This window comes from Stenotrophomonas sp. ZAC14D2_NAIMI4_6, assembly GCF_003086875.1.
Lineage (GTDB): Bacteria > Pseudomonadota > Gammaproteobacteria > Xanthomonadales > Xanthomonadaceae > Stenotrophomonas.
Window position 1 is genome coordinate 1,930,129 of sequence record NZ_CP025996.1, and the last position, 23,113, is coordinate 1,953,241.

Consider the following 23,113-nt stretch of genomic DNA (forward strand, 5'->3'; position numbering starts at 1 on the left):
TCAGGACGCCTGGGTAGGAATGTAACGCGGGAACTTCTGCGCGATGTCGGTGCCGGTGAAATGACCGACCCAGCCATCCGGCTCGGTGAAGAAACGGATCGCCACGAAGCTGGGCTCGTCGCCCATGTCGAACCAGTGCGTGGTGCCATCGGGCACCGCGATCAGGTCGTCCTTCACGCATTCGATCTCGTACACCTTGTCGCCCACGTGCAGGGTGAACAGGCCGGAGCCGGCGACGAAGAAGCGCACCTCGTCTTCCTTGTGGAAGTGCTCGTCGAGGAATTTCTTGCGCAGTTCGGCGCGGTTCGGGTTGTCCGGGGCGATCGAGGCCACGTCCACGCTCTTGAAGCCGCGCTCGGCCACCAGGCGGTCGATGTCGGCGCGGTAGGCGGCGAACACCTCATCCTGGCTGGCGCCGGGGGCAACCGGCGCGGTGGCCTGCCAGCGCTCGAAGGTAACGCCGATCTTCTGCAGTTCGGCAGCGATGACCGCGCCGTCCTGGGTATCCAGCAGCGGCGAGTCGGGGCGGGTGTCGTCGTAGATGCGCAGTCGGCTCATGGCGGCAGCTTGAACATTCCGGGGGAAAGACAGGGTAGCAGGGTGCAGGCGGCGGCCAGATGGCCAATGGGCATGTGCCTGTGCGCGATGGTTCAGCCGCGCAGCTTGCGCAGTTCCAGTTCGCAGTGCAGCAGGAACTCGAAGGCTTCCATGTGGCGGCGGGCTTCGGCCATGTCGCGGCCCCAGGCGTACAGGCCGTGGCCGTCGATCAGGTAGCCCCACAGCGGCTGGCGGTCCAGCAGGTCATCGACCTGGGCCGAGAGCACGTTCATGTCCTGGGTGTTGGCGAACACCGGGATGTCGATGGCCATTTCGTGGGTGCTGTTGCCGGCGAAGGCCTTCAGCAGTTCGTAGCCTTCCACCCGGATATGGCCCTGCGGGGCGTACAGGCGCGAGGCGATGGTCTGCACCGGGGAGTGGGTGTGCAGCACGCAGCCCACCTCGGGAAAGCGGCGGTACAGCTGGGTGTGCAGCAGGGTTTCGGCGGACGGGCGCAGCGGGCGGCCGACGGCCTGGCCGTCGAAATCCACCACCATGATGTCGTCCTCGATCAGGCGGCCCTTGTCCTTGCCCGAGACGGTGATCGCGGCGTGGCGGTCGTCCAGGCGGTGGGAGAAGTTGCTGCTGGTGGCCGGGGTCCAGCCGGCCTGGGCCAGTTCGCGGACGTTGTCGATCAGCAGCTGGGCCAGTTCGCTCAGGCGCGCGGTGTCGTAGGGAAAGGTGGGGGCGTTCATGCGGGTGATTTTACTGGATTCGGCCAACGGCTGAGCCCCTCGTGGCTGGGTCGCCGTTCTGAATCCCTGGGTTGGCCGGGCGGGGTGGGCTGGCGGGACACGCCGTAAATCCATCCATGGAGCAACTGTGTTGTGGGATGGGATTTTGGCCGTCTGGCAGACAGGCACGGCAAAGCCGGCTGCCGGCCGGCAGCCGCTGCCGTGCGCCCTGGGCTTGCCTCAAGCGGGGATCGGTCCGCTTTCATGAAAGCGGACCGATCCCCGCTTGAGGCAAGCCCAGGGCGCACGGCAGCGGCTGCCGGCCGGCAGCCGGCTTTGCCGTGCCTGTCTGCCAGACGGCCAAAATCCCATCCCACAACACAGTTGCTCCAGGGACGGATTCACGGCGTCCCCCGCGAACCCAACCCGCCCCGCCAAACCATTACACCCGCTCTTGCCGTTGCTCTGGCTTCAAGCGCGGTTGCAGGGCCGCAGGCCCTGCAAGCAAAACAAAACCTCACTTACCCCGCAGGCGGCTGTGCTTGAAGCCGTAGCCGAAATAGATCACGAAGCCGACGACGGTCCACACGCCCATCAGCATCCAGTTGTGCAGCGTCATCGCCGACAGCAGTGCCAGGCAGCTGATCACGCCCAGGCTGCAGACCAGCCAGGCCGCCGGAATGCGGAACGGGCGCGGCAGGTCCGGCTGGGTGCGGCGCAGGATCAGCACGCCGGCACACACCGCGGCGAAGGCGATCAGCGTACCCATCGAGGTCAGCTCGCCCAGGATATCCAGCGGGAACAGCGCCGCCAGCAACGCGATGCCGATGCCGGTGATGACCGTATTGATGTGCGGGGTGCGGTACTTCGGGTGGATCTTGGTGAACACCGGCGGCAGCAGGCCATCGCGGCCCATGATCATGAAGATGCGCGGCTGGCCGATCACCATCACCAGCACCACCGAGGCCAGGCCGATCAGGGCGCCCACTTCCACCACCCAGCGCAGCCAGCCCAGCTGCGGATGCGCGGCCACGGCGGTCACCACCGGTTCGTCGGTGCCCAGCAGCTGGAACGGCACCAGGCCGGTCATCACTGCGGCCATGGCGATGTACAGCACGGTGCAGATCACCAGCGACAGCATCATGCCGATCGGCATGTCGCGCTGCGGGCGGTGCGATTCCTGCGCGGCCACCGACACGGCCTCGAAGCCGATGTAGGCGAAGAACACCATGGCCGCGCCGCGCAGCACGCCTTCCATGCCGTACTTGCCCGGGCCTTCGTTGGCCGGAATGAACGGGGTCCAGTTGCTGGTGTCCACGTACTTCCAGCCGACCACGATCACCAGCACGATCAGGCCGGTCTTGAGGATGACCATGGCCATGTTCATCGCCGAGGACTTGCTGATGCCCACGTAGCACAGCCAGGTGAGCAGCAGCACCAGGATGGCGGCGGGAATGTTGGCGATCGCGCCGGTCGGGCGCAGCTGTGCGTCCAGCGGCGCGCTGACCAGCGCGGCCGGTAGATGGATGTCGAACTGGCTGAGGAAGCTGAGGAAGTAGCCGGTCCAGCTGACCGCCACTGCCGAGGCCGACACGCCGTATTCCAGCACCAGCATCCAGCCGATGAACCAGGCCGACAATTCACCGAAGGTGGCGTAGGTGTAGGTGTAGGCGCTGCCGGACACCGGCACCATCGCGGCGAACTCGGCATAAGCCAAGGCGCAGAACGCGCAGCAGATCGCGGCCAGCACGAACGACAGCATGATGGCCGGGCCGGCGTGGTTGGCCGCGGCCTGGCCGGTGATGACGAAGATGCCGCCGCCGATCACCGCGCCGATGCCCAGCGCGGTCAGGCCCCAGGGACCCAGGTGGCGGCGCAGGCTCAGCCCGTTGGCGTCTTCATGGGCGGCATGCGGATGCTTGGTGGCCCACAGTTGCTTGAACATGTGTGTCGGTCTTGTCGAAGCGCCATTCGAGGCGGCGCGGGGGAAAACGGACGGGCCGGCGCAGGGCCGGCCCGTAGGGGGATCAGGGCGACTTGGCCAGCTTGCTGTTGCGCATGCCGTAACCCAGGTAGATCAGCATGCCCAGCACGGTCCAACCCACGAACAGGTGCCAATGCACCACGAACGCCTGCCAGAACAGGAACAGGCAGGTGGCCGCACCCAGCGGGCAGATGATCCACACCGCCGGCACGCGGAACGGGCGATGCAGTTCCGGGCGGCTGTAGCGCAGCACCAGCACGCCGATGCAGACGGTGGCGAAGGCCAGCAGGGTGCCCATCGACACCAGTTCGCCCAGCACGTTCAGCGGCACCAGGCCGGCCAGCGCGGCAGCGATGACGCCGACCACGATCGTGGCCCAGTAGGGCGTGCGGAAGCGGGCATGCACCTTGCCGAAGAACTTCGGCAGCAGGCCGTCGCGCGAGATCGTGTAGGCGATGCGGGTCTGGCCCATCATCATCACCAGCACCACCGAAGACAGGCCGGCGATGGCGCCGATCTCGACGAAGGTCTTCAGCCAGGCCAGGGTCGGGTAGGGCTCCAGCGCGGTAGCCACCGGCTTGTCGGTGCCCAGCAGGTGGTAGGGCATCATGCCGGTCAGCACCGCACAGACGATGATGTAGACCACGGTGCACACTGCCAGCGAACCGAGCAGGCCGATCGGCATGTTGCGCTGCGGGTCCTTGGTTTCGCCGGCGGCGGTGGAGACCGCATCGAAGCCGATGTAGGCGAAGAACACGATGGTGGCCGCGCGGAAGATGCCACTCCAGCCGAACTCACCCGGCACGCCGGTGTTTTCCGGAATGAACGGCTGCCAGTTGGCCGGGTCGACATGGGCCGCGCCGATGCCGATGAACAGGCAGATGACGGTGACCTTGATCGCCACGATGATCGCGTTGACGAACGCGGACTGGGTGACGCCCACGTACAGCAGGCCCGACACGGCCGCCACGATCAGCACCGCCGGCAGGTTGAACAGCTTGCCCGACGATACGAATTCGCTGCCGGTCCAGGCGATGGGCGCGGCGCTGAGCAGGTCCGGGAACGGCATGTGCAGGGTGGTGGTGATGAAGCTGATCAGGTAGGCCGACCAGCCCACCGCCACCGACGCCGAGGCGAACAGGTATTCCAGCACCAGGCACCAGCCGATGAACCAGGCCATGCCTTCGCCCAGGGTGGCGTAGGAATAGGAATAGGCGCTGCCGGACACCGGCATCATCGCGGCGAACTCGGCGTAGCACAGGCCCGCCAAGGCACAGGCGAAGCCGGCCAGCACGAACGACAGCATCACCGCCGGGCCGGCGTGGTTGGCCGCGGCCTGGCCGGTGAGCACGAAGATACCTGCGCCGATCACCGCACCTACGCCCAGCAGGATGAGGTGTTTAGCCGTAAGGGTCCGTTTCAACGTGGCTTCGCCGTCCAGGCTGCCTTCGATGGGTTCGCCAGCATCGACGTGCCCGGCCGGTTGTACCGGCTTGACCCTCAACAGAGCTTTCAGCATGCAGAACTTTCCTGATGATCGGATTGGGAGGGCTGCCGATACGTTGCCGGCGGCCTGGAATGGTGAAGGCCGTGCGAACGGCCCGCTGTACCTTAGCCAAAGCTGAAGCCACCGCACAAGCGCAATCGCAACAATGAACGGCGATAATGGCCGATGTTTTCCAGGTCGCCCCGTATTCATGAACGAATCCGTCGAATCCCTTGCCGTGCTTGATGATCGGCTGCGCAGCCTGCTGCAGGACTATGGCGGCCGGGAGCCGTCCCACGGCGAGCTGGCTGCCGAATTCGGCACATTGCTGGACGATCCGGAAGATTCGTTCCGTCGCGAGCGCCTGGCCGGGCATTTCACCGCCAGCTGCTGGCTGGTCAGCGCCGATGGCCAGCGCGTGCTGCTGACCCACCACCGCAAGCTGCAGCGTTGGCTGCAGCTGGGCGGGCATGCCGATGGCGACCGCGACCTGGCCCACGTGGCGCTGAAGGAAGGCGAGGAGGAGTCGGGCCTGACCGGCCTGGTGCTGGAAGACCCAGCCATCTTCGACCTGGACAAGCACTGGATTCCCGAACGCAAGGACGTGCCGGGGCATTGGCACTACGACGTGCGTTTCGTGATCCGCGCGCTGGGTGGCGAGGCCTTCGTACTCAGCGAGGAATCGCTGGAGCTGGCCTGGCGGCCGGTGGCCGAGGTCGCCGCGGACCCGGAATCGGACGAATCGATGCAGCGCATGGCGCGCCGGTGGTTGGCGCGTTGATGCTCTCGGACGGCTGTGCCGCGTTTGTTGCGGCTCATGCGTGTGGCGAGGCGAAGCAGGATGCTGCCCTTGCGATGATCAAGGCTGCATTGCCAGTCATCACATCCATCGACTGGGAGCGCGTGCCATCACGCCTGGAGGTCCCCGGGGTGGGGCGGGAGCGGCTGGCGCAGGAGTTGAGCGCCATTGCAGATGCTGTTGGCTTGCCAAGCGACGCTGCGTTGACGGTTGTCCAGGTGGATGGGGCGGTACCTTCGCTGGGCAGCCGCCTGCAGGACTGGCTGGTTCATGCCGAGGAGCTGGATCTCGTCGATACGCTGTTCCTGTCGATGGAAGACAGGGTTCTGATCCATTGGGACTTTTACAAGAACCTCCACGCCGTAAGGTTCTGAGGTGTTCCATCCACGCATGGCGTGGATCTACTGCGGGATCGCGCGAAACGCCAGTAGATCCACGCCATGCGTGGATGGCGCGATGCCGGAAGCAATCCACCGGGGCATGCCCGGCGACGCCTTGCTCAGTACAGAATGCGCGTCCGCAACGTGCCCGCAATCGCGGCCAGCTCGTCGCGCACGGCGCTGGCCTGCTCTTCGCTGGCGGTGATGTCGATCACCACGTAACCCACCTTCGGGTCGGTACGCAGGAACTGGCCGTCGATGTTCACGTTGTGGCGCGAGAAAATCTCGTTCACCTTGGACAGCACGCCCGGCACGTTCTGGTGGATGTGCAGCAGGCGCAGACTGTCGGCATGCTCGGGCAGGGTCACTTCCGGGAAGTTGACCGCCGACAGGGTGCTGCCGTTGTCGCTGTAGCGCACCAGCTTGGCCGCCACTTCCACGCCGATGTTGTCCTGCGCTTCCAGGGTGCTGCCGCCCACGTGCGGGGTCAGGATCACGTTGTCGTGGCGGGTGAGCGGCGATTCGAAGATATCGCCGTTGCCCTTGGGCTCGACCGGGAACACGTCCAGCGCTGCGCCACCAATGTGGCCGCTGGCCAGGGCGGCATCCAGCGCATCGATATCGACCACGGTGCCGCGTGCGGCGTTGATCACGTGTGCGCCCTTGCGCATCTTGGCCAGCTCGGTGCTGCCGATCATCCATTGCGTGGACGCGGTTTCCGGCACGTGCAGGGTGATGATGTCGGCGCGCGCCAGCAGGTCATCCAGGCTGGCCGCGGCGCGGGCATTGCCCAGCGCCAGCTTGGTTTCCACGTCGTGGAAGATCACCTGCATGCCCAGCGATTCGGCCAGCACGCCCACCTGGGTGCCGATATGGCCGTAGCCGATGATGCCCAGGGTCTTGCCGCGCACCTCGTGGCTGCCGCTGGCTGACTTCGACCAGCCGCCGCGATGGCATTCGGCGTTCTTCTGCGGAATGCCGCGGGTCAGCATGATCGCCTCGGCAATCACCAGTTCGGCCACGCTGCGGGTGTTGGAATAGGGGGCGTTGAACACCGGAATGCCGGCCAGCTCGGCCGCATCCAGGTCCACCTGGTTGGTGCCGATGCAGAAGCAGCCCACCGCGATCAGGCGCTTGGCTTCGGCCAGCACCTCGGCACTGAGCTGGCTGCGCGATCGGATGCCGACGATGTGCGCCTCGGCGATGCGCGCCTTCAGTTCGTCTTCGGGCAGGGCCTTGCTGTGGGCCTCGATCTGGCTGTAGCCGGCGGCGGTGAACACCTCCACGGCGGTCTGGCTGACCCCCTCCAGCAACAGCACGCGGATATCCTGCTTGGGGAACGAGGTCTTCTTCGGCGACATGGGACGGCACGGCCAGTGGGACAGGGGCCGCTCACTATGCCAGATCACCGCGGCCATGGTGCAGTGCGGAATTGGTTGCATTCGAACCTATTGCCGCGTGCCGACGGGACTGGACGCCCGCCCGCGCCGCTGGCACGCTTGCCCGTTCTTCACGCACCGCGCTGGACCGTCATGACCGATTCCCGCATCGCCTCGCTGCAGCAGGCCTGTCCCGGCCTGAAGCTGAAGACCGAGCCCGCCGACCTGGAACACTACGGCCGCGACTGGACCCGGCGCTGGACCCCGGCACCGCTGGTCATCGCGCTGCCGGCCACGGTGGAAGAGGTGCAGGCGGTGATGCGCTGGTGCGCGGCCGAAGGCGTGGCCGTGGTGCCCTCCGGTGGCCGCACGGGGCTGTCTGGCGGCGCGGTGGCGGCCAACGGCGAGCTGGTGCTCAGCCTGGAGCGCATGAACAAGGCGCTGGCCTACGATGCCGTGGACCGTACCCTGGTGGTGCAGGCCGGCATGCCGCTGGAAGCGCTGCACAACGCCGCGCTGGAACACGGCCTGATCTACCCGGTGGATTTTGCCGCGCGCGGTTCCTGCTCGATCGGCGGCAACATCGCCACCAATGCCGGTGGCATCCGCGTGATCCGTTATGGCAACACCCGCGAGTGGATCGCTGGCCTGAAGGTGGTGACCGCCAGCGGCGAGCTGCTGGAGCTCAACAAGGGGCTTATCAAGAACTCCAGCGGTTACGACTTCCGCCAGCTGCTGATCGGTTCGGAAGGCACGCTGGGCGTGATCGTGGAGGCCACCGTGAAGCTGACCGACCCGCCGCCGGCCAGCAACGTGATGCTGCTGGCGGTGCCCAGCTTCGACGTGTTGATGCAGGTGTTCGCCGCGTTCCGCGCGCGCCTGCAGCTGCAGGCCTTCGAATTCTTCACCGACCGGGCGTTGGAACACGTGCTGGCGCATGGGGCGCAGGCACCGTTCGACGAAGTACACCCGTACTACGTGGTGACCGAGTTCGCGGCCAACGACGAGGCGCAGGAAGCCGCGGCGATGGCGGCCTTCGAAGACTGCATGGGCAATGGCTGGGTCAGCGACGGCGTGATCAGTGCCAGCGATGCCCAGGCGGCCCAGCTGTGGCGGTTGCGCGAGGGCATCACCGAAGCGCTGGCGCGCTACAAGCCGTACAAGAACGATGTGTCGGTGCGCATTTCGGCCATGCCGGCGTTCCTGGCCGAAACCCAGGGGCTGATCGGCCAGGCCTACCCGCAGTTCGACGTGGTCTGGTTCGGCCATATCGGCGATGGCAACCTGCATATCAACGTGCTCAAGCCCGATGACACCAGCGATGCCGATTTCGTAACGCAGTGCGAGCACGTGACCAAGCTGCTGGCGCAGGTGCTGGCGCGCTTCGATGGCAGCATTTCCGCCGAGCACGGCATTGGCCTGGTCAAGAAGGGTTACCTGGACAGCACCCGTCGCCCGGCCGAGATCGCGTTGATGAAGGCGGTCAAGCGCGCCTTCGATCCGGAAGCACGGCTGAATCCCGGCAAGCTGTTCGACGTCTGAGTCGCACATCTTCTTCACGATGCCGTTACGCTTCACCCATTCCCACTGCGAACCGCACACCATGATCCGATCCGCGCTGATGCTTGCCCTGCTGTCCCTGCCGCTGGTCGGCTTCGCTTCCAGCTTCGCCGGCACCTCGGCCGGTTCGGCCACCGGCGCCTCGTCCGGTTCGTCCGGCAGCAGCTCCGGTGATGACAAGGTGGTGCTGGCCGCGCGCGATGATGCGGCGGCCTTCGTGGCCACCGATGGTCAGATCCGTGGTGCGCGCCTGCAGGCGGCGCTGGCGCACCTGCGCGAACAGGATGCCGGCGCGCAGCAGCAGAGCGATCTGGAACTGGCGCGGGCACTGCTGGCCCGTTGATGCGGGCGCAATGAGCTCGGCCAGCAGCGTCGCCGGGCATGGCCCGGCGCTACCTTGGCGCGCTGCGGTGGCGGTCGGGATTGCCATGATGGCGTGGTTGGTGGCGCCGGCCGCACATGCCGCCGACCGCCTGCAACTTGACCCGGCCGGACTGACCGCCGCGCAACAGCACACCGCGCAGCAGACCCTGGACGATGTGCAGGCCTTGCTGCCTGCCGGCCTGCTGCAGGCACTGCCAGAGCAGGTGCGGGTGGGCTGGCGTACCGATCTGCCGTCGAACGTGCATGGCCGTGCATTTGCCGGCGGCATCGCGCTGCGTCGCGCGCTGCTGGATGACGGTGCGCCGGGCGCACGCCGTGCGCGGCGCAGCGCGCTGGTGCACGAATTGGTGCACGTGGCCGATCGCGCAGACGGGCAATGGTCACGCAGCGCACGTTGGCGTGACCTGGCCGGCTGGCAGCGGCGGCCCTGGCACCTGGGGCGGGGTGACAACGCGTTCACTGATCGCAGCCCGGATGCCTACGAGCGCCGCAGCGCGGCCGAGTACCTGGCGGTGAACGCCGAATACTTCGTGCTGGATGCAGATTTCGGCTGCCGCCGCCCGGCGCTGGCGCAGTGGTATCGCGCCCACTTTGGTGCGCCGCCGTCGCTGCCCGAGCCGCAGTGCCCGGTGCAGCTGCCACTGCTGCAGGCCGACGATGAAGAGGGTGCAGCCTCGCTGCTGCGCCTGGACCCGGCGCGGGTGTACGCGGTGGACTATCTGTTTGCCGAGGGCAGTGCGCAGCCGATGAGCCGCTGGGGCCACAGCATGCTGCGCCTGGTGATCTGTCGCCCGGGCCGCGCGCCTGGCCCCGATTGCCGTCTGGATCTGGCCTACCACCGCGTGCTGTCGTTCCGCGCGTTCGTGGGGGATGTGCAGATTTCCAACTGGCGCGGCCTGACCGGCGGCTACCCCTCGCGCCTGTTCGTGCTGCCGCTGCAGCAGGTGGTGGACGAGTACACCAAGGTGGAGCTGCGCGGCCTGCAGTCACTGCCGCTGCAGCTGGACCGCGGCGAGATCGCCAGTCTGCTGGAACGGACCGCGCAGGTGCACTGGAGCTACGACGGCCGCTATTTCTTCGTCAGCAACAACTGCGCGGTGGAAACGGCCAAGCTGCTGCAGGCCGGCGTGCCACGCCTGGGCCAGGCGGGCCTGGCACAGCTGACGCCGCGCGGCCTGCGCAAGCGCCTGGTGCGCTTGCAGGCGCTGGATGAAGCGGTACTGGCCGACCGCGCATCGGCACAGGCGCAGGGCTACTACTTCGCATCGGCGCGCGACCATTACCAGCAGCTGTTCGCCGTGGCGGCCACGCAGCTCGATCTGCCGGCGGACACGGTGTCGGGCTGGTTGAAGCTTGCGCCGGAACAGCGTGGGCCCTGGCTGCAGCGTGGCGATATGCGCGCCACCGCCGCTCTGCTGTTGCTGGAACAGGCGGCGCAGCGCCGGGCCGAGCTGCGCGCGCGCGACGTGCTGAAGCGGCGGTTGCTGGCGGAACCTGACAGCGCGGCCACTGCGGATCTGCGCAGCCTGCTGCAGCAGAGCGGGCACTGGCTGCGTCCAGGTGCGCTGCTACCGGGGCAGGGCTACGGGCTGCCGCTGGACGACGAACAGGCCGCACTGGCCAGCGAGGTCGCGCAGGCCAGTGCGCAGTCGGTGCCGGCCTGGCAGGCGCTGCGCCTGCAGTTGCGCGCGCAGCTGCCGCCGAAGCAACGCCAGCAGATGGATGCGATCGATGCCAACCTGGCCGTGTTGTCTACCCGCCTGCGCGAGCAGGCCGCAGCGGCGGGTGACCCTGCCTGAACCGTGTGTCAGTGCATGGGGGCGGGTTTCAGTGCCCGTTTACCGCGCGATGGTAGGGTCAGTGCTCCTGTAGTTGCGACAAGGAGCCACGCCATGCGTGCAGTTTCCGCCTTGATGGCCGTCTCCCTCGCCGCCGTGCTGGCCGCGTGCCAGCCCGCGCGCCCCACCTCCAGTGCATCCCCGGAAGCGCCCGCATCGGGCACGACGGCAGGCAGCGAGCCTGTTTTCCGCGCGACCGGCAATGAGCCGGGCTGGCTGGCCGTGGTCGGCGGACCGGCGCCGGGCCTGCAGGTTGAAGTGGATTATGGCCAGCGCCGTTTCCAGGTGCCGACGCCGACCGAAGGTGCCGATGGCTGGGTGGGTAAGGCCACCGATGGCACCGATATCAAGCTCAGCTTCCAGCGCACGCCCTGCCAGGACGACATGAGCGGGCAGGATTTCGAGGCCACCGCCATGCTGACCGTGGGCACCCGCCAGTATCACGGCTGCGGCCGCTTCGCCGCGCCCGCCCCGTAGCGGCGAGCTTGCTCGACGGCTTTCTCCGCTTCGTAGAGTCGAGCTTGCTCGACTGCTTCTGCCGCAAGAGCAGTCGAGCAAGCTCGACTCTACAAAAAGCGGTGCCGCGCGAGCATGCCCGCGCCCATTCCTGGTAGGTGCCAACCTTGGTTGGCACGCTTGGAGCAGTCGAGCAAGCTCGACTCTACGAACGGCGGTAGCGCCGGGCCATGCCCGGCGCAGGGCGCTCAGTCGGCGCGGCCGGCGAATTCGCCGGTGGTGGTGTTCACCAGCACGCGCTCGCCGTTGCTGATGTATTCCGGCACCATGATTTCCAGGCCGGTATTCAACTTGGCCGGCTTCGGGCGCTTGGTGGCGGTGCCGCCCTTCAGTTCCGGCGGGGTTTCCACCACTTCCAGGGTCACGTTCTGCGGCAGCTGGATCGCCACCGGCAGTTCGTCGATCACCTGCACGTAGATGCCGTTCAGGCCGTCGGTGATGTAGCCGGCGTCGTCGCCGATCACATCGGCGTCCAGGGTGTACGGGGTGTAATCCTCGTCATCCAGGAACACGAAGGCATCGCCATCCTTGTACGAATAGGTGGACTGGCGACGCAGCAGTTCCACTTCGACCAGGTTGTCATCGGCATCGAAGCTGGCATCGAGCTTGTTGCCGCCCGGCACGCTGTACATGATGAAACGGAAGCGCACGTTGCCGCCGCGGCCCTGCGGCGAGCTGCGTTCGATGTCGCGGATCTGGTACACGCCGTTGTTGTACTCGACGACGTTGCCCTTCTTGATGTCGTTGGCTTTCATGGTGTTCTAGGTCGGTTGGGGGAGGGCGCCATCCCGGCGCCCGGGGGAATCACTTCGGAGCGAGGCGGGTAGCGCCGTCCAGGCGGATGGTCTCGCCATTGAGGTAGGTGTTGCCGATGATGTGGCCGACCAGACTGGCGAAGTCTTCCGGCTTGCCCAGGCGCGAGGGGAACGGGATCGAGGCGGCCAGCGACTGCTGCACGGCCTCGGGCATGCCGTCCACCATGGGCGTCCAGAACACGCCGGGGGCGATGGTGTTCACCCGGATACCGAAGCGCGACAGTTCGCGGGCCATCGGCAGGGTCATGGCGACCACGCCGCCCTTGCTGGCCGAGTAGGCGGCCTGGCCGATCTGGCCTTCGTAGGCGGCCACGCTGGCGGTGTTGATGATCAGGCCGCGTTCGCCGTCATCGCCGGCCGGGTTGTGCTGCATGCGGTTGGCGGCGGCCTTGGCCACGTTGAAGCTGCCCACCAGGTTGACCATGACCGTGCCTTGGAAGTTGGCCAGCGGCATCGGTGCCTCCTTGCCCAGCACGCGGCCGGCACCGAGGATGCCGGCGCAGTTCATGGCCAGGTTCAGCCCGCCCAGGAAGTCGTGTGCCTGGTCGATGGCGGCGGCCACGGCCGCTTCGTCGCTGACATTGACGTTGAAGTAGCGGGCCTTGTCGGCGCCCAGCGCGGCGACCGCGGCCGCACCCTTGTCGTCGTTCAGATCGAACAGGGCGACCTTGCCGCCGTGGGCGACCAGGTGTTCGGCCACGGCCAGGCCCAGGCCGGAAACGCCGCCAGTGATCACGGCACGTACGGAAGACAGCTGCATTGCACGGTCCTGCAGGTTCAAGAACCGCCGATTCTAACGGAAGGTGCGGCGTGCGCTGTTGTGCGGTGCTGCAAAGGCGGGTGGGAGGGTGATCTACGTAGAGTCGAGCTTGCTCGACTGTTCCAGCAGTGCCAACCAAGGTTGGCACCTACCAGGCGGGAAATCGTGCCAACCAAGGTTGGCACCTACCGGGCGGGGAATCGTGCCAACCAAGGTTGGCACCTACCGGGCGGGGAATCGTGCCAACCAAAGTTGGCACCTACCGGGCCAGGTGGCGCTCGAACTCGCCTGGCTCCAGGCCGTGGGCGAACAGGAAGCCCTGGCCCACGGTCACCCCCAGGTCGAGCAGGCACTGCCGCTGGGCCTCGTTTTCCACGCCTTCGGCCACCACGCCCAGGCCCAGGCTGCGGGCGATCGCGCAGACCGCCTCGCACACCGCCACGTCCGAGCGGTTGCGTGGAATGCCTTCCACGAACAGCTGGCTGAGCTTGAGACCATGGATCGGCAGCCGGCGCAGGTAGTTCAGTGCGCTGTAGCCTTCGCCGAAATCGTCGATGGTCAGCATCACCCCCATCTCGCGCAGGCGGGCGAAGGTGCGCAGGGTATCGGGTGCGTCCTCGATCAGCACCCGCTCGGTGAATTCCAGCTCCAGCGCGGTACCGGGCAGTTCGAATTCGTCCAGCAGGCTGCGCACGTTGCGCGCCAGGTCGTCACCGGTGAACTGGCGGTAGGACACGTTCACCGCCACCCGCAACACGCCCAGGCCGTCGTCGCGCCACTGCCGCACCTGGCGGCAGGCCTCGCGCAGGGCCCAGTGGCCGATGCGCACGATGTCGCCGGTGTGTTCGGCATGGCGGATGAACAGGTCCGGGCGCATTTCCCCCAGCTGGCTGTTCTGCCAGCGCATCAGCGCCTCGCAGCCGATGGTGGCGCCGGTGCGCAGGTTCACCTGGGGCTGGTAGACCAGGCGGAACTCATCGCCATCCAGCGCCTTGTGCAGGCGGCTTTCGATCTGCAGCCGGTCGTTCTGGCGCTCGGCCAGTTCCTGCGAAAACACCTGCCAGCCGTTGCGGGTGCGGCGCTTGCACTCGTACATGGCGGTGTCGGCATTCTGGATCAGCTGCTGCGGCCGGTCGCCGTCCTGCGGGGCGCAGGCAATGCCGATGCTGGCCGTCACCGGGAACTCGTCGCTGCCCAGCTGGAAGGGCGGTACGAAGGCGGTGATGATGCGCTCGGCCAGTTGTTCGGCCTGGTCGGGCTGGTCGCGCAGATCGCAGATGACCAGGAACTCGTCGCCGCCAAACCGGGCCAGCAGGCCCTCAGTGCCGATCGCGCGCGCGATGCGCTGGGTGGCTTCGATCAGCAGCTCGTCGCCGGCGTTGTGGCCCAGCAGGTCGTTGACCACCTTGAAGCGGTCCAGGTCGATGTACAGCACCGCCACCCGGTCGTGGCCGGGGCTGGCCATGCGCACCTCCAGGTCGCTCAGCACCGCATCGCGGTTCATGATGCCGGTCAGCGGATCGGTGCGCGCCTGCACGCGAAGGGTTTCCTCGGCCTGCTTGCGCTCGGTGATGTCCTGCAGGGTGCCGGCGATGCGCGCGGCATCGACATCGCCGGTAGAGACTTCGCCGATCATGCGGATCCAGAACGAATGGCCATCGCGGCGTTGCCCCTGCAGTTCCAGGCCGAAGCTGCTGCGGTGTTCGATGGTGTCGGCCAGCGCCTGCTGCAGGGCCGCACGGTCATCGCTGCGCAGGCAGTCCAGCAGGTCGGGCATGTCCTGCACGTCGTTGGGCTGGCCGACGATGTGGCGGGCCTCGTCGGTCAAGTACAGGCGCTGCAGGCCGCGGTCCCATTCCCAGCCGCCGATATGGGCCAGCGACTGCGCGCGCGAGAACAGCAGGCTGTTGCGCTTCAGTTCGGTGATGTCGCTGAACATCGCATACACATGCCCGGCCTCGTCGCAGCCAGTGCTGAACACCGGCACGTTGGTGCACGACAGCCACAACATGCGCCCGCGCGGGCGGTGGTACAGGCCGATCACGGTGCTGCGGATCACCCGTCCGGCCTGGAAACAGCGGTTGGTCGGCCACATGGCGGCCGGCAGTGGCTGGCCGTGTTCGTCCACCACGATCCAGGCCTCGGGGTCCAGCAGCGAATGCAGGCCGGTGCCATCGCCGGCCAGGCCCAGGATGCGGTGCGCGGCCGGGTTGGCCGACAGGGCGTTGAGGTTGCGATCAAACAGGATCACGCCCTTGTCGATCGATTCCATCAGCAGCCGGTAGCGCGATTCGGCGCGCCAGCGACCACTGAGGTCGCGCGCCACCGCCACGATGCAGCGCTCGCCACGGTCACTGAAGCCGGCCGAGTGCACTTCCACCGGGAAGCGGCTGCCGTCGCCGCGCATGTTGGTCACTTCGATGACGTAGGTGTCGCCCCGGTTCAATGCCTCCCAGACCGGTTCCAGATGGTCGCTGGGCAGGTCCGGGTTCAGCAGTTCGATCGGCTGGCCGACGATGGCGTCGCGCGGGCGGTCATAGGCCTGGATGCCGGCCCGGTTCACATCCAGCACCACGCCTTCGGCACTGAGAATGCTGACCGGGTCGGGCACCGCGTCGAACAGGGCGGTGTAGCGCGATTGATGGTCCTGGGCGCGCTGGCGCTCGTCCAGCAGGGCCTGGCGGGCCTGTTTCAGCAGTGCGGCCTGCGCGGGCGGCGGGGTGGCGGCCAGCGCGCTGTCCAGTGCGGCCAGGGCGACGTCGGTTGCGGCGGAAGGTTCGCCGAGGGCCGGACGGTCGCGCGGGCCGCGGGCGGTCATGTGGCCGCCAATGCCTGGCCGGTGCGGCTGGCGGTGGTGCGGCCCAGCAGCCCGGCCAGCCAGCGGCCGGTGGCGGCCAGCGCATCCAGATCCACCCCGCTTTCCAGGCCCAGGCCGCGCAGCAGGTAGACCACGTCTTCGCTGGCCACGTTGCCGCTGGCACCCTTGGCATAGGGGCAGCCGCCGGCGCCGGACACCGCGCTGTCGACCACGCGCACGCCTTCTTCCAGGCAGGTGGCGATGTTGGCGATGGCCTGGCCATAGGTGTCGTGGAAGTGCACGGCCAGCGCGGACATGGGAATTTCGGCGGCTACCGCCTGCAGCATGGCGCGGGCCTTGTGCGGGGTGCCGACGCCGATGGTGTCGCCCAGCGAGATTTCGTAACAGCCCATGCGATGCAGTGCGCGGGCCACCCACACCACGTCGGCCAGCGGCACTTCGCCCTGGTAGGGGCAGCCGAGCACGGTGGACACGTAGCCGCGCACGCGCACGCCGTCGACCAGGGCGCGGCGCAGGATCGGCTGGAAGCGCGCCAGCGATTCGTCGATGCCGGCATTGGTGTTCTTGCGGTTGAAGGTTTCCGATGCGGCGGTGAACACCGCCACTTCCTGTGCGCCCGCCGCCACGGCGCGGTCATAGCCCTGCTCGTTGGGCACCAGTACCGGATAGGCCACGCCGGGGCGGCGGCTGATGCCGGTGAAGACCTCGGTCGCATCGGCCAGCTGCGGTACCCAGCGAGGGCTGACGAAGCTGGTGGCCTCGATGCTGCGCAGGCCGGTGGCCGACAGGCGATCGATCAGGGCGATCTTGTCGGCGGTGGACACGGTCTGCTGTTCGTTCTGCAGCCCGTCGCGCGGGCCGACTTCGACGATGCGTACGAAATCGTTCATGCGCGTGCCCCGGCAGTGCCCAGCGCAGGGCGGGTGTCATCGGCAGCAGCGGGGCAGGGCAGCGGGAATCGGATCACGTCGGGTCCTGGGGAAACGGGGCGGCCGGTTGTTCCGGCTGCCAGAGGGGATACGCAGGCCGCCCATATGACCGGCCACGCGGTGTGGGTAGCGTGCAGGAAACAGCTCAGGCTTCGGTGACCCAGTGTGGCGCACGTTTGTCCAGGAAGGCGCCCAAGCCCTCCTGGCCTTCGGCCGACACCCGCAGGCGGGCGATCAGGCTGGCATTGTCATGGTCCAGGCGGTCGCGGTCGCGGCTCTCGCAGACCTGGCGGACCAGCTGCTTGGCCGACGCGGCGGCGATCGGGCCGGCCTTGTCCAGCAGGGCCAACTGGCGCTGCAGGGCGTCGTCCAGGCGGTCCGGTTCCACCAGTTGGTGGACCAGGCCGATGCGCAGGGCGGTGTCGGCGTCGAAGTGCTCGCCGGTGGCGAACCAGCGCCGCGCCTGGCGGGCGCCGATGGCCTGGATCACGTAGGGTGAAATGACCGCCGGCAGCAGCCCCAGCCGGCTTTCGGTCAGGCCGAAGCGGGCGCTGGTGCTGGCCAGAGCGATATCGCAGCAGGCCACCAGGCCCACGCCGCCACCGAAGGCGGCGCCATGCACCCGCGCCAAGGTCGGCTTGGGCAGCTCGTCCAAGGTGCGCATCAGCCGTGCCAGGGCCAGCGCGTCGTCGCGGTTTTCCGCTTCGCTGGCCGCGGCCATGCCGCGCATCCACTGCAGGTCGGCGCCGGCCGAGAACGAGGCGCCATGGCCGGCCAGCACCACCACCCGTACCCCGTCATCGCGGCCCGCGTCCTCCAGCGCCGTGGTCAGCTGGGCGATCAGCCCGGCGTCGAAGGCGTTATGCAGGGTCGGCCGGTTCAGCCAGAGGGTCAGGGTGGCGCCGGTGCGCTCGATCTGCAAAGCATCGTTCATGGGAATCCAGGGTCACTTCATACCTGTATGGATCATAGCGGGCCATTGGTCATGGGCCATGACGCGACGCGGGAATGTTAGAATCGAGAACCATTTACATCCAGCAGAGAACGCGCTAGATGACGCTGTCCGAACTGCCCCTGCACACCCCGGCCGTGGTCGATTCCGTGCAGGACCTGCACGCCAACGATGCCATTGCCCGCCGCCTGCGCGAGCTGGGCTTCGTCAAGGGCGAAGAGGTGCGTCTGGTCGCCAAGGGGCCGGTGGGGGGCGAGCCGCTGCTGGTGCAGGTCGGCTTCACCCGTTTCGCCCTGCGTATCTCTGAAGCCAAGCGCGTCGTGATCGATGCCGCCCGCCAGGAAAGCCGTGCATGACCAGCAACGCCTCCGCCACCCCGCTGCGCATCGCGCTGGTCGGTAATCCCAACAGCGGCAAGACCGCGCTGTTCAACCAGCTGACCGGCAGCCGGCAGAAGGTGGCCAACTACACCGGCGTCACCGTCGAGAGGAAGGAAGGTCGCCTGCGCGCGCCGTCGGGGCGCGAGTTTGCCGTGCTCGACCTGCCCGGTGCGTACAGCCTGCAGCCGGCCAGTCTGGATGAAGCGATCACCCGCGACCTGTGCCGGGGTTTCTACCCGGGCGAGGCCGCGCCGGACGTGCTGCTGTGCGTGATCGACGCCACCAACCTGCGCCTGCACCTGCGCTTCGCGCTGGAACTGCGCGAGCTGGGCAAGCCGATGGTGATCGCGCTGAACATGGTCGATGCCGCGCAGCGCCGTGGCATCCAGATCGATGTGGCCGTGCTGGAGCGCGAGATCGGCGTGCCGGTGGTGGAAACCGTGGCGGTGCGCAAGCAGGGCGCGCGCGCGCTGGTCGAGCGGCTGGATGCCATGGTGCCGCACCTGGATGCGCCGCTGACCGGCGTGGAAGGCGGCATCGATTACCACGCCAAGGTGCGCCAGATCCTGTCGGCGGCCGTGCGCATGCCTGCTCGCACCGCGAAAATCGATGACACCCTGGACCGCTGGCTGCTGCACCCGGTGTTCGGCCTGGCCACCCTGGTGGTGGTGATGTTCCTGATCTTCCAGGCAGTGTTTGCCTGGGCGACCCCGCTGATGGACGGCATCGAAGCCGGGTTCGCCTGGCTGGGCGAGCTGGCTGCCGGCGCGCTGCCGGCCGGGCCGCTGACCAGCCTGCTGACCGACGGCATCATTGCCGGTGTGGGCGGGGTGGTGGTGTTCCTGCCGCAGATCCTGATCCTGTTCGCCTTCATCCTGGCCCTGGAAGAGTCCGGCTACCTGCCGCGCGCGGCGTTCCTGCTGGACCGCATGATGGCCGCCGCCGGCCTGTCGGGGCGCTCGTTCATTCCGCTGCTGTCCAGCTTCGCCTGCGCCGTGCCCGGCATCATGGCCACCCGCAGCATCCAGGACCCGCGTGACCGCCTGGCCACCATCCTTGTGGCGCCGCTGATGACCTGCTCGGCGCGCCTGCCGGTGTACGCGCTGCTGATCGGCGCCTTCATCCCCGAGGGCAAGGTCGGCATCTTCAACCAGCAGGGCCTGGTGCTGTTCGGCCTGTACGTGGCCGGCATCCTCAGCGCGCTGGTGATGTCGTGGGTGATGAAGAAGTGGCGCCGCGACAAGAGCGAGCATCCGCTGCTGCTGGAACTGCCTTCCTACCGCATTCCGCACCCGCGCGACCTGGCCGTGGGCCTGTACGAGCGCGGCATGATCTTCCTCAAGCGCGTGGGCGGCATCATCCTGGCGCTGACCGTGTTGCTGTGGTTCCTGCTGTCCTTCCCCGGCGCGCCGGAAGGGGCGACGATGCCGGCCATCGATTACAGCTTCGCCGGGCAGATCGGCCATGCGATGACGGCGATCTTCTCGCCGCTGGGCTTCAACTGGCAGATCTGCATCGCGCTGATCCCGGGCATGGCCGCGCGCGAAGTGGCGGTGTCTTCGCTGGCCACCGTGTATGCGCTGTCGGCCGCCGATGACGATGCCGCAGCGCAGGCGCTGACCCCGCTGCTGAGCGATGGCTGGTCGCTGGCCACCGGTCTGTCGCTGCTGGTTTGGTTCATCTATGCGCCCATGTGCATTTCCACCCTGGCCACCATCAAGCGCGAAACCAATTCGTGGAAGCAGATGGGCTTTGCCACCGTGTACCTGTTCGCTGCGGCCTACGTGGCGGCGCTGATCACCTACCAGGTGACCGTGGCGCTGGGGGGCGGCTGATGACCGCCGGGCTGCTGATCCAGTACCTCATCATCGCGCTGGCCGTGCTGGTCAGTGCGTGGGTGGTGCTGAAGAAGCAGTTCCCGGGCGCGGCGCGCAAGCTGCGCGGCCGCGTGGCGCTGGCGTTGCTGAAGCCGGGACGCCCGGGCTGGATGCAGGCGCTGGGGCGGAAGATCGCGCCGCCGGCCAGCGGTGGCGGTGGTGCCTGTGGCGGCTGCGACAGCTGCGGCCCCACGAAGCGGTAGAGTCGAGCTTGCTCGACTGCTGTTCGCACGCATTTCGAAATGCATCCACGCGTGGCGTGGATCTACTGGACGGGTCGGGGCGCTGCCGCTAGCCTTCCTGCATGAACCAGACCCCCTTGCGATTGCTCATCCATGGCGCTTCCGGGCGCATGGGCCAGGCCTTGTTGCGCTTGGCCGCCGAACATCCTGAAACGCTGCAGATCGTTGCCGCCGTCACCGGTCGCGCACCGGCGCAGCGGGTGGTGGATGGCGTGCCGTTCTTCGCCGCCAGTGAGCTGGCAGGTGCGCCTGCCTTCGATGTGGCCATTGATTTCAGCCTGCCGGAAGGCTTCGACGCCATGCTGGCGCTGTGCGTGCAGCGCGGGGCCGGGCTGGTGTCGGGCACCACCGGCATTTCCAGCGCGCAGCGGCAGGCGCTTGACGCTGCGGCCATCCAGATTCCACTGGTCTGGGCCTCCAACTTCAGCCTGGGCGTGGCAGTGCTGGACGAGCTGGTGGAGCGGGCAGGGCAGGCGCTGGCCGGCTGGGACTGCGACATCATTGAATCGCACCACACGCAGAAGAAGGATGCGCCGTCGGGCACGGCGCTGACCCTGGGTGCGGCCGCGCAGCGGGGCGGGGCGGAGCCGCACTACGCCAGCCTGCGGGCCGGCGATATCGTCGGCGAGCACCTGGTGCAGTTCACCGGCCTGGGCGAGCGTATCGAGCTGGTGCACCGTGCCACCAACCGCGACATCTTCGCCCGCGGCGCGCTGTTTGCCGCCCGTCAGCTGCAGGGCCGGGCGCCGGGCAGCTACCGCGTGCGCGACCTGCTGGACGCCCCGCGGGCCTGAACCGCGCGGGGTCGGATTCCTTTCCAGCGGAAAGGGATCCGACCCCGTCTCCGGCCCACATACGGCGCCGGATTGAAATGAATACGCAATCGCCTGTTCATAAAGCGATATAAGCGCTGGCGCCAGCGGCCCGGCGGCGCTACAATTCGCACTCGCCGAATCACGAAAGCCGGACCGGTCCCAGACCGTACGTCCGCGCTTTTTTGCAACCGGATTTCCGTGAAGCGCAGGCGTGACTTCGGCCCCCCTTCGGTAGCCAAAGTGAGAATTCCGTGACCCAAGCCGCAATCCTCGTCCTCGAAGACGGCACCGTATTCGAGGGCGAATCCGTAGGCGCGCCCGGCCTGTCCGTCGGTGAAGTGGTGTTCAACACCGCCATGACCGGCTATCAGGAAGTGCTGACCGATCCGTCCTACGCCCGGCAGATGGTCACGTTGACCTATCCGCATATCGGTAACACCGGCATGACCGACCAGGACAATGAAGCGTCCAAGGTGTGGTCGGCCGGCCTGATCGTGCGCGACGTGCCGCGCCGTCCCAGCAACTGGCGCAGCCAGGTGTCGCTGCAGGACTGGCTGATCCAGCGCGGCGTGGTCGCCATCGCCGGCATCGACACCCGCAAGCTGACCCGCATCCTGCGCGAGAAGGGCGCACAGAACGGTGCGCTGATGGCCGGTGACATCGACGTGGAAAAGGCACTGGAAGCCGCCCGCAAGTTCCCGGGCCTGAAGGGCATGGACCTGGCCAAGGTGGTCACCACCGAAAAGACCTACACCTGGACCGAAGGCCAGCTGGACCTGGACGCCAACGCGTTCGTCAGCGTGCCGGCCCGGTTCAAGGTCGTGGCCTACGACTTCGGCGTGAAGACCAACATCCTGCGCATGCTGGCCGAGCGCGGCTGCGAAGTGACCGTGGTGCCGGCGCAGACCCCGGCGGCCGACGTGCTGGCGCTGAAGCCGGATGGCGTGTTCCTGTCCAACGGCCCGGGTGACCCGGAACCGTGCGACTACGCCATCGAAGCGATCAAGACCTTCATCGACGTGAAGATCCCGACCTTCGGCATCTGCCTGGGCCACCAGCTGCTGGGCCTGGCCTCGGGTGCGAAGACCATGAAGATGGGCCACGGCCACCACGGCGCCAACCACCCGGTGCAGGACCTGGACAACGGCCGGGTGATGATCACCTCGCAGAACCACGGTTTCGCCATCGATGAAGCGACCCTGCCGGCCACCCTGCGGGTGACCCATCGTTCGCTGTTCGACGGCACCAACCAGGGCGTGGCCCGCACCGACGTGCCGGCGTTCTCGTTCCAGGGCCATCCGGAAGCCTCGCCGGGCCCGACCGACGTGGGCCCGCTGTTCGACCGTTTCGTGGCCCTGATGGAAGAGGCCAAGGCCTGATGCGCAACGCCGCACTGCTGCCGCTGCTGTGCGTTGCCGGTATCGCTTCGGCGGCGCCGGCGACTGACGCCGCCGTGGCGGATGTGCTGCGGACGTTGGGCAAGGAATCGATGTGGGTTTCCGCGGTGGAGGCGATGGTGGCGGAAGTGCCATCGCTGAATGGTTTGCCGCAGAGCGATCGCCAGTGCGCGCACAGCGCCATGCAGGCGGTCGTGCTCGGCAACGCCAGGCAATCGGTGATCAACCATCTTGGCGACGATGGCGACAGTGTCGTAGCCGAATGGGCGCGTTTCCTGGAAACGCCGTCTGGAAAAGGCTATCTGGCCCTTGAAGGCGTGTTGACCGAGACAGACGTTGAACCCGTCGACGTGAACAGCGAAACGTACCAGACCGATTTCGAGGCCTTCATGGCCAGTGCGGCGTACAGACGCCTGCTGGCCAGTTTTGGCCGAATGGCCATGCCCGGTGACCTGCCGGAGCAACTGGCCCGAGGACTGCAGGACCAGTGCCGGATTGCGCTGAACCCCGAAGAAATTTCCTGATCGACAG

22 protein-coding genes are annotated in these 23,113 nt (G+C 67.4%); 12 read left to right on the forward strand and 10 right to left on the reverse strand.

Annotation, left to right across the window (positions count from 1 at the left end; genetic code table 11):
- The 4 genes from C1933_RS08910 to C1933_RS08925 form a co-directional block, all read right to left on the reverse strand.
- On the reverse strand, positions 1-558 hold the full coding sequence (locus C1933_RS08910) for an acireductone dioxygenase (RefSeq protein WP_108752961.1): 558 nt from the start codon (positions 556-558) through the stop codon (positions 1-3).
- A 92-nt stretch (positions 559-650) separates the two neighbouring features.
- Positions 651-1,292 (reverse strand): methylthioribulose 1-phosphate dehydratase, encoded by a 642-nt coding sequence (locus C1933_RS08915; protein ID WP_108752962.1) that lies wholly within the window; start codon positions 1,290-1,292, stop codon positions 651-653.
- Positions 1,293-1,788: 496 nt separating this feature from the next.
- The gene (locus tag C1933_RS08920; protein ID WP_108752963.1) at positions 1,789-3,216 is read right to left on the reverse strand and encodes an amino acid permease; all 1,428 of its coding nucleotides are present in this window, start codon (positions 3,214-3,216) and stop codon (positions 1,789-1,791) included.
- An 82-nt stretch (positions 3,217-3,298) separates the two neighbouring features.
- Positions 3,299-4,774: an amino acid permease gene (locus C1933_RS08925; protein ID WP_108749481.1), complete on the reverse strand. Its 1,476-nt coding sequence runs from the start codon at positions 4,772-4,774 to the stop codon at positions 3,299-3,301.
- 133 nt (positions 4,775-4,907) lie between these two features.
- Here C1933_RS08925 and C1933_RS08930 point away from each other — a divergent pair, with 133 nt between their 5' ends.
- A complete protein-coding gene (locus C1933_RS08930) occupies positions 4,908-5,522 on the forward strand; it encodes an NUDIX hydrolase (protein ID WP_108752964.1) in 615 nt (204 codons plus the stop codon).
- A gap of 74 nt (positions 5,523-5,596) precedes the next feature.
- Positions 5,597-5,914 (forward strand): hypothetical protein, encoded by a 318-nt coding sequence (locus tag C1933_RS08935; protein ID WP_159093955.1) that lies wholly within the window; start codon positions 5,597-5,599, stop codon positions 5,912-5,914.
- 125 nt (positions 5,915-6,039) lie between these two features.
- Here the strand turns inward: C1933_RS08935 and serA are convergent, their stop codons facing one another.
- Positions 6,040-7,281, reverse strand: coding sequence for a phosphoglycerate dehydrogenase (gene serA / locus C1933_RS08940; protein WP_108752966.1), 1,242 nt, complete (start codon positions 7,279-7,281; stop codon positions 6,040-6,042).
- A 171-nt stretch (positions 7,282-7,452) separates the two neighbouring features.
- Between serA and C1933_RS08945 the strand changes: the two genes are divergently transcribed.
- From C1933_RS08945 to C1933_RS08960, 4 genes are all read left to right on the forward strand, one after another.
- The gene (locus tag C1933_RS08945; RefSeq protein WP_108752967.1) at positions 7,453-8,841 is read left to right on the forward strand and encodes an FAD-binding oxidoreductase; all 1,389 of its coding nucleotides are present in this window, start codon (positions 7,453-7,455) and stop codon (positions 8,839-8,841) included.
- Between the two features lie 61 nt (positions 8,842-8,902).
- Entirely contained in the window at positions 8,903-9,202 is a 300-nt protein-coding gene (locus C1933_RS08950; protein WP_108752968.1) for a DUF2388 domain-containing protein, read from the forward strand.
- Between the two features lie 10 nt (positions 9,203-9,212).
- Positions 9,213-11,042, forward strand: coding sequence for a DUF4105 domain-containing protein (locus tag C1933_RS08955; RefSeq protein ID WP_108752969.1), 1,830 nt, complete (start codon positions 9,213-9,215; stop codon positions 11,040-11,042).
- Positions 11,043-11,135: 93 nt separating this feature from the next.
- On the forward strand, positions 11,136-11,558 hold the full coding sequence (locus tag C1933_RS08960) for a hypothetical protein (RefSeq protein ID WP_108752970.1): 423 nt from the start codon (positions 11,136-11,138) through the stop codon (positions 11,556-11,558).
- Between the two features lie 227 nt (positions 11,559-11,785).
- Here C1933_RS08960 and yeiP read toward each other — a convergent pair whose 3' ends face one another.
- From yeiP to C1933_RS08985, 5 genes are all read right to left on the reverse strand, one after another.
- The gene (gene yeiP / locus C1933_RS08965) at positions 11,786-12,352 is read right to left on the reverse strand and encodes an elongation factor P-like protein YeiP (RefSeq protein WP_108749488.1); all 567 of its coding nucleotides are present in this window, start codon (positions 12,350-12,352) and stop codon (positions 11,786-11,788) included.
- A gap of 49 nt (positions 12,353-12,401) precedes the next feature.
- Positions 12,402-13,172 carry an SDR family NAD(P)-dependent oxidoreductase gene (locus tag C1933_RS08970; RefSeq protein WP_108752971.1) on the reverse strand — a complete coding sequence of 257 codons (771 nt, stop codon included), beginning with the start codon at positions 13,170-13,172 and terminating at the stop codon, positions 12,402-12,404.
- A 259-nt stretch (positions 13,173-13,431) separates the two neighbouring features.
- A complete protein-coding gene (locus C1933_RS08975; protein ID WP_108752972.1) occupies positions 13,432-15,990 on the reverse strand; it encodes an EAL domain-containing protein in 2,559 nt (852 codons plus the stop codon).
- Positions 15,987-16,880 carry a hydroxymethylglutaryl-CoA lyase gene (locus C1933_RS08980; protein ID WP_108752973.1) on the reverse strand — a complete coding sequence of 298 codons (894 nt, stop codon included), beginning with the start codon at positions 16,878-16,880 and terminating at the stop codon, positions 15,987-15,989. The genes C1933_RS08975 and C1933_RS08980 overlap by 4 nt, the downstream gene beginning before the upstream one ends.
- 184 nt (positions 16,881-17,064) lie before the next feature.
- Positions 17,065-17,853: an enoyl-CoA hydratase/isomerase family protein gene (locus tag C1933_RS08985; RefSeq protein WP_108752974.1), complete on the reverse strand. Its 789-nt coding sequence runs from the start codon at positions 17,851-17,853 to the stop codon at positions 17,065-17,067.
- A 119-nt stretch (positions 17,854-17,972) separates the two neighbouring features.
- On the opposite strand from C1933_RS08985, the gene C1933_RS08990 reads away from it, so the two are divergent.
- From C1933_RS08990 to C1933_RS09015, 6 genes are all read left to right on the forward strand, one after another.
- Positions 17,973-18,227, forward strand: coding sequence for a FeoA family protein (locus C1933_RS08990; RefSeq protein WP_108749493.1), 255 nt, complete (start codon positions 17,973-17,975; stop codon positions 18,225-18,227).
- The gene (gene feoB / locus C1933_RS08995) at positions 18,224-20,086 is read left to right on the forward strand and encodes a ferrous iron transport protein B (RefSeq protein ID WP_108752975.1); all 1,863 of its coding nucleotides are present in this window, start codon (positions 18,224-18,226) and stop codon (positions 20,084-20,086) included. Before C1933_RS08990 ends, feoB begins: the two co-directional genes overlap by 4 nt.
- Complete coding sequence (locus C1933_RS09000) at positions 20,086-20,331, forward strand: DUF6587 family protein (RefSeq protein WP_108752976.1); 246 nt, start codon at positions 20,086-20,088, stop codon at positions 20,329-20,331. The genes feoB and C1933_RS09000 overlap by 1 nt, the downstream gene beginning before the upstream one ends.
- A gap of 101 nt (positions 20,332-20,432) precedes the next feature.
- Positions 20,433-21,164 (forward strand): 4-hydroxy-tetrahydrodipicolinate reductase, encoded by a 732-nt coding sequence (dapB, locus tag C1933_RS09005; protein WP_108752977.1) that lies wholly within the window; start codon positions 20,433-20,435, stop codon positions 21,162-21,164.
- Between the two features lie 272 nt (positions 21,165-21,436).
- On the forward strand, positions 21,437-22,564 hold the full coding sequence (gene carA / locus C1933_RS09010; RefSeq protein ID WP_108752978.1) for a glutamine-hydrolyzing carbamoyl-phosphate synthase small subunit: 1,128 nt from the start codon (positions 21,437-21,439) through the stop codon (positions 22,562-22,564).
- A complete protein-coding gene (locus C1933_RS09015) occupies positions 22,564-23,106 on the forward strand; it encodes a hypothetical protein (RefSeq protein ID WP_108752979.1) in 543 nt (180 codons plus the stop codon). Before carA ends, C1933_RS09015 begins: the two co-directional genes overlap by 1 nt.
- The last annotated feature ends 7 nt before the right edge of the window (positions 23,107-23,113 follow it).

Bases quoted from the DNA above. Each gene is read 5' to 3' on its own strand.
- serA (WP_108752966.1), bottom strand. From the start codon at position 7,281: ATGTCGCCGAAGAAGACCTCGTTCCCCAAGCAGGATATCCGCGTGCTG.
- C1933_RS08935 (WP_159093955.1), top strand. From the start codon at position 5,597: ATGATCAAGGCTGCATTGCCAGTCATCACATCCATCGACTGGGAGCGC.
- C1933_RS08930 (WP_108752964.1), top strand. From the start codon at position 4,908: ATGAACGGCGATAATGGCCGATGTTTTCCAGGTCGCCCCGTATTCATG.
- dapB (WP_108752977.1), top strand. From the start codon at position 20,433: ATGAACCAGACCCCCTTGCGATTGCTCATCCATGGCGCTTCCGGGCGC.
- C1933_RS08955 (WP_108752969.1), top strand. From the start codon at position 9,213: ATGAGCTCGGCCAGCAGCGTCGCCGGGCATGGCCCGGCGCTACCTTGG.
- C1933_RS08975 (WP_108752972.1), bottom strand. From the start codon at position 15,990: ATGACCGCCCGCGGCCCGCGCGACCGTCCGGCCCTCGGCGAACCTTCC.
- C1933_RS08920 (WP_108752963.1), bottom strand. From the start codon at position 3,216: ATGTTCAAGCAACTGTGGGCCACCAAGCATCCGCATGCCGCCCATGAA.
- C1933_RS08910 (WP_108752961.1), bottom strand. From the start codon at position 558: ATGAGCCGACTGCGCATCTACGACGACACCCGCCCCGACTCGCCGCTG.
- feoB (WP_108752975.1), top strand. From the start codon at position 18,224: ATGACCAGCAACGCCTCCGCCACCCCGCTGCGCATCGCGCTGGTCGGT.
- yeiP (WP_108749488.1), bottom strand. From the start codon at position 12,352: ATGAAAGCCAACGACATCAAGAAGGGCAACGTCGTCGAGTACAACAAC.
- C1933_RS08950 (WP_108752968.1), top strand. From the start codon at position 8,903: ATGATCCGATCCGCGCTGATGCTTGCCCTGCTGTCCCTGCCGCTGGTC.
- C1933_RS08960 (WP_108752970.1), top strand. From the start codon at position 11,136: ATGCGTGCAGTTTCCGCCTTGATGGCCGTCTCCCTCGCCGCCGTGCTG.
- C1933_RS08945 (WP_108752967.1), top strand. From the start codon at position 7,453: ATGACCGATTCCCGCATCGCCTCGCTGCAGCAGGCCTGTCCCGGCCTG.
- C1933_RS08980 (WP_108752973.1), bottom strand. From the start codon at position 16,880: ATGAACGATTTCGTACGCATCGTCGAAGTCGGCCCGCGCGACGGGCTG.
- C1933_RS08925 (WP_108749481.1), bottom strand. From the start codon at position 4,774: ATGCTGAAAGCTCTGTTGAGGGTCAAGCCGGTACAACCGGCCGGGCAC.
- C1933_RS09000 (WP_108752976.1), top strand. From the start codon at position 20,086: ATGACCGCCGGGCTGCTGATCCAGTACCTCATCATCGCGCTGGCCGTG.
- C1933_RS08915 (WP_108752962.1), bottom strand. From the start codon at position 1,292: ATGAACGCCCCCACCTTTCCCTACGACACCGCGCGCCTGAGCGAACTG.
- C1933_RS08985 (WP_108752974.1), bottom strand. From the start codon at position 17,853: ATGAACGATGCTTTGCAGATCGAGCGCACCGGCGCCACCCTGACCCTC.
- C1933_RS09015 (WP_108752979.1), top strand. From the start codon at position 22,564: ATGCGCAACGCCGCACTGCTGCCGCTGCTGTGCGTTGCCGGTATCGCT.
- C1933_RS08990 (WP_108749493.1), top strand. From the start codon at position 17,973: ATGACGCTGTCCGAACTGCCCCTGCACACCCCGGCCGTGGTCGATTCC.
- C1933_RS08970 (WP_108752971.1), bottom strand. From the start codon at position 13,172: ATGCAGCTGTCTTCCGTACGTGCCGTGATCACTGGCGGCGTTTCCGGC.